This is a genomic window from Huijunlia imazamoxiresistens, from assembly GCF_037132455.1.
Taxonomy (GTDB): Bacteria; Bacteroidota; Bacteroidia; order Chitinophagales; family Chitinophagaceae; genus Flavisolibacter; species Flavisolibacter imazamoxiresistens.
In genome coordinates this window covers 1-4782 of sequence record NZ_JBBBEI010000066.1, presented here as the reverse complement: position 1 = coordinate 4782, position 4782 = coordinate 1, and the positions used below count along the sequence as shown (strand labels likewise).

The window sequence follows — 4782 nt, the reverse complement described above, 5'->3', positions numbered from 1 at the left end:
AGAGCTTTTCGGCTACGCTGCCAAATCTTTTTTCTTAAAAACCGGCGGCTATTTTTTCACCCTTATTTTCCCCTCACTGTAAAGAACAACCGCCGTTATTTGTTTGGCGGGCCGCAAAGATACAAGCTCTGCCATTACCCGCCAAGCTTTTTAAAATTAATTTGTCCCTTGGGTCCCGGAGGACGCCCCGCCCCCTGGCATTGCCGGGAAAAGTCGTCTCCCTGGGAACTTTTTAAAATGCTCCACTTTTCCCACTTAGGCATCCGGGCTTAAGGCGAACAAATGGAATAATGCTTGTCTGTACTATTGTAAATTTCCTGCATGAGCATAGTAGCCCTTAACAAAGCCATTGCAATACTAACAGCCCTGACCCTGCTGACCTTGTCTTGCCGGAAAAATGGAGAAAGCATGGCCATTGCAGGTATAGCACCTGATACCGGGAAACATTCTTCCATAGTGACCATCACTGGTTCCGGCTTTAGTACCAATCCGGCTGAAAATAAAGTAACCTTTAATGGCAGGCAGGCCGTTGTGCAGAATGCCTCTGCAACACTGATCCATGCCTTCGTGCCGAAAGGCGCCGGTACCGGTCCCGTAAAGGTGGAACGCGGCGGCCGGCTGGCGGCCGGTCCCGACTTCCATTATGTGTATACGGCTACAGTAAGCACCCTTGCAGGTGGCGGCACGTCCGGCTTTGCTGATGGCGAAATCGGTACCGCAAAATTCTCCAACCCTGCTGACGTGGCGGTGGATGGCCAGGGTAATATCTATGTAGCAGACCATGGCAACTTTCGTGTCCGCAAGATCACTCCTGCCGGAACCGTTACTACGTTGGCGGGCAGAAGCACCTATGGCTTCACCGACGGACCGGGTAGCGTCGCACAATTTTTCACTCCTGCCGGTTTGGCTGTAGACGGGACGGGAACTGTTTATGTGGCCGATATCTTTAATAATTGCATCCGGAAGATTACGCCGGCGGGAGTGGTCAGCACCCTGGCGGGAAACACCACACCCGGCTTCACCGACGGTGAGGGCAGTGCTGCCCGGTTTTATAAGCCCGGCAACCTGGCGCTGGATGCCCGCGGCAATGTTTATGTATCCGATCATGAGAATAACTCTATCCGGAAGATCAGCCCGGGAGGAGTGGTCAGCACGCTTGCAGGGAATGGAACGGAAAGGCCGGGCTTTGCTGATGGTACCGGCAGCGCCGCCCGGTTCAATAACCCCTCGGGTATTGCCGTAGACGGGCAGGGAACTGTTTATGTGGCCGACCTGGGAAACCACCGGATACGCAAGATCAGCCCTTCGGGGAACGTCAGCACCCTGGCGGGTTCCGGAGTGCCGGGCTTTGCCGATGGCGCGGGCAGCACTGCCCGATTCTTTCATCCTGCCGGTTTAGCGATAGACGCCAAGGGAAATGTATATGTTGCGGATAACTTTAATCACCGGATCCGGAAAATAACACCCGGCGGGCTGGTCACTACGGTGGCAGGAGGTTCGGACCAGTTTTACCAACCTACCGGCATAGCCCTGGACCTGTTGGGGAATATTTATACAACCGAGTTTTGGAAAAGCCGTATTGCCAGGACGATCCTTGAATAGTTCACCTTCTCTAAGGAAAGTATACCAGATCCTTACCTTCCTGGTCAGGAATCGGGCATGCCGCGCTGAAAAGCCGGATCGTCGCTCCGGTTGCATTACTCATGGTCAGGAGCTGTACCTGCATCCAGCTTTTCGATTTCCTTTCTAACCTCCTCCATCAATTGCTGCTCGGTGGGCAGGTAAAGCTGGTACTTACTTGCAAAAATTGTCTGGTTTTCCCGGGGCAAGGAATACTTTACTACGGCATCATTCTTATCGGCGCACAGCAGAATTCCAATAGTCGGGTTCTCGGATTCAAGCTTTTCCGTCCGATCATAATAATTGACGTACATCTGCAACTGGCCCAGGTCTTGATGGGTAAGCTTGGTTGTTTTGATTTCGATCAGCACAAAACTCTGCAACAACCGGTTATAGAATACCAGGTCTATGAAAAACTCATCTCCCTCAATATGGATCCGCTTCTGCCGGGCAACGAAGGAAAAGCCATTTCCCAACTCCAGCAGAAATTCCTGCAGGTGGGTAATGAGCGCCGTTTCCAGGGTATGTTCATAATAGGCTGATTCTTTCTTCAGGCCCAGGAATTCCAGCACCATAGGATCCTTGATGATCTCCCGGGCCCCTGATGGTTGCCTTTCGCTGCGGGCCACTGCCAGGACGCTTTCAATATCATTGCTCAACAACAGGCGCTCAAACAACTGGCTGTTGATCTGCCGCTCCAGTTGGCGTACGGTCCAGTTGCTTTTTATGGCCTCCGCCATATAAAATTGCCGTTTCTCCTGGTTTTCGATCCGGATCAGCAACTTGTACTGACTCCAACCCAATTGCGAATACAGTGTATTCGCAATTGGAAAGGTGCGGTAGAACTGGCGGAACAATTCCAACTGCCTGCGGGAGAAGCCGCTGCCGAACTCCGGTTCCAGCTCCCGGGCAATAAATTGGATCAGGTATTCGCCATAGCCGGCCCGGTCTTTTCCCTGCTGCTCCTCTTCAAAGATCTTCTCTCCTATTTTCCAGTACAACAGCACCCGCTCAAAATCAACCGAGCGGATAGCCTTTTCCTTTGCTGCGGCGATAAGGGCTATGATTTCCGGAATAAGTTCTTGTCTGATCAGCATATTATTTTCCAAAAGTAGCCTTGATGAAGGAAATTTTCCAGTGGAGGAAGGCTATTCATTTTTCAGGAGCTCGTCCAGTGCATATTCAGGAAGCATTTCGTGGTTGCCTTCAAACAGGGTAAGCCGGGCATTACCGTACTCTTTTTTCAGGCAAACTTTTCTGTCCCCTATATTTCCGAAGTTCCCTAATGGACGGCGAAACTCCAGCAGGTGAAGCTTTTCGGGAACGGACACATACTTTGTTTTATCCTTTACCGACAAATCCGTCAGCAGCTTGTTATAAAAGTTAATCGAATGAGTAATGGGCACGCTGCCCTGGATGCCGTCATAAATCCCGGCATAGATGAACAGCTTTGCACTTTTTAGTTTTGCTGCCGGTGTTTTCATGAACACAGGTGACTTTTGCCGGGCATTAGCAAGGTTAACAGTGTCTTTCGAATCGGTACAAGCCAAAATATCCGGGGCATACTTGCTTTTCATGATGGTACTTTCCTGGTACCAGGCCTCCAGGTTGGTGATGGGGACCCAGGCCGAGAATTTTTTGATGTTATGCCTTGATTTCATAAACGTGCTCAGCGTAGCATAGCCACCGCCGCTGACCCCGATCACATATATGGCAGCGGTATCCACCTTTGCATTTTTAATCGCGAACGTGATGGCGTCATCAATATCCGACAGCGCCAATTCACTGCAACAGGCACTGCTGGTCTTATTGGGCCCGCGAAAGTCGGGATGGATATAGTTTACGTCCTTTCCCTTGCAAAGAGGGGCCAGTTCATCCTTTTGCCGAAAATCTCCGCTCCAGGTATGCAGGGATACGACCAGGGGTTTTGGTTTTCCGGACCGGGTTTTATAAAAAAAGGCTTTCTGAACCTGGCCGTCCTTACCCGACTTTATTCCCACCTGTTCAAAGTCCTCCGTCCAGGCTGTATTCCGGGTATCGTCGAACCGGATGTAACTTTCCGAAGATGATTGCTTACCTGCCGTTGAATCCGCTCCTGTTTTTCCCTGGGCAAATAAAGCGGCTGCATTCAGCAGCAGGGCAACAGTAAACAGCGATTGAAGCTGTAGTTTCATGGAAGCCGTTTTAGTTATTGTTGTTGATTGGTTGATCTCAAATCTTTCCAGCGAGACGAAGTTACCCTAACTGTAGTAACCTGATTTCCGTTCATTCGACGTAGATGCCGTGATCACACGTTTCCGGCAACGGTCAGGATCGAATGTGGAAACTGCAATCGGGAAGAACACCTCAACAGGAAAAACACATGAAGCGGAAAAGTTACGTTCACAAATTGTTAAGAATTGGAAGCTGGGCGAGGTGATGGCAGTCACCACAGAAAAGGAAGGCAGCTACGAACGCAATGTGTATTCCTATCACTCCGCCACCGATGTGCTGCGCATCAATGCCAACGGAACCTACAACTGGAAGCCTATGGGCGGTACGGAAATTAGCGGTAAATGGACCCCGGCAACAGACGGTCCGGGCATTGTGCTCCTTAAGGGATACCGTGGCCACAACTGGACCATCCGCAATGATTGCACCGCCACCGAAGTGCACATCCGCAAAATAGAAAATGCCCGCCTCTACCCATCGTCTTCCACAGAAACGTCCATGGCAGCCAAACGCCCGATAAAATTAAAGCAGGCAATCATTCCCATCGAACACATCAAAGTTTGGGAAGTTTCGTAAGCACCTAGGAAAATGCGCTATGATTTGCTTGGGTGTTTACAAATGGAACCATCTGTAATGGACTTTCTCACCTGCAAGCGTCCTACATGCACAGGCATGGGCGCTGCCCATGATTTTCTCTCTGGGCATTTTCTACCGACAGGCTTGGGCGCTGCCCAAGAAAGACAACGCCAGGAAAACTGCGTTCCGTTAGGAACGCCTGGTGGGTAGAAAAGGTTCCAGTGGAGGTTCTGCGTTCCGCCAGGAACGGTTGGTAGGCTGCAATTACCAATCGTCCCCAGGGGGACGAAGAACTCTTACCGCTTTTTTCTACCCACCAGTTGTGCCCAAAGGCACAAAGAGTTCAGCAAAGTTGGGCTTAACGCCAAAAAGGCC

General features: G+C 50.7%; 4 protein-coding genes. 2 read left to right on the top strand and 2 right to left on the bottom strand.

What is annotated here, in order from left to right; translation table 11 throughout:
* Positions 1-321: 321 nt before the first annotated feature.
* On the top strand, positions 322-1602 hold the full coding sequence (locus tag V9K67_RS26750) for an IPT/TIG domain-containing protein (protein WP_336728151.1): 1281 nt from the start codon (positions 322-324) through the stop codon (positions 1600-1602).
* A gap of 95 nt (positions 1603-1697) precedes the next feature.
* Here V9K67_RS26750 and V9K67_RS26745 read toward each other — a convergent pair whose 3' ends face one another.
* The gene (locus V9K67_RS26745) at positions 1698-2717 is read right to left on the bottom strand and encodes a PDDEXK nuclease domain-containing protein (protein ID WP_336728150.1); all 1020 of its coding nucleotides are present in this window, start codon (positions 2715-2717) and stop codon (positions 1698-1700) included.
* A gap of 51 nt (positions 2718-2768) precedes the next feature.
* The gene (locus V9K67_RS26740) at positions 2769-3794 is read right to left on the bottom strand and encodes an alpha/beta hydrolase family protein (RefSeq protein WP_336728148.1); all 1026 of its coding nucleotides are present in this window, start codon (positions 3792-3794) and stop codon (positions 2769-2771) included.
* A 145-nt stretch (positions 3795-3939) separates the two neighbouring features.
* Here V9K67_RS26740 and V9K67_RS26735 point away from each other — a divergent pair, with 145 nt between their 5' ends.
* On the top strand, positions 3940-4407 hold the full coding sequence (locus V9K67_RS26735) for a hypothetical protein (RefSeq protein WP_336728146.1): 468 nt from the start codon (positions 3940-3942) through the stop codon (positions 4405-4407).
* The last annotated feature ends 375 nt before the right edge of the window (positions 4408-4782 follow it).

Coding starts and splice junctions, on each gene's coding strand:
- V9K67_RS26750 (WP_336728151.1), top strand. CDS start 322: ATGAGCATAGTAGCCCTTAACAAAGCCATTGCAATACTAACAGCCCTG.
- V9K67_RS26745 (WP_336728150.1), bottom strand. CDS start 2,717: ATGCTGATCAGACAAGAACTTATTCCGGAAATCATAGCCCTTATCGCC.
- V9K67_RS26740 (WP_336728148.1), bottom strand. CDS start 3,794: ATGAAACTACAGCTTCAATCGCTGTTTACTGTTGCCCTGCTGCTGAAT.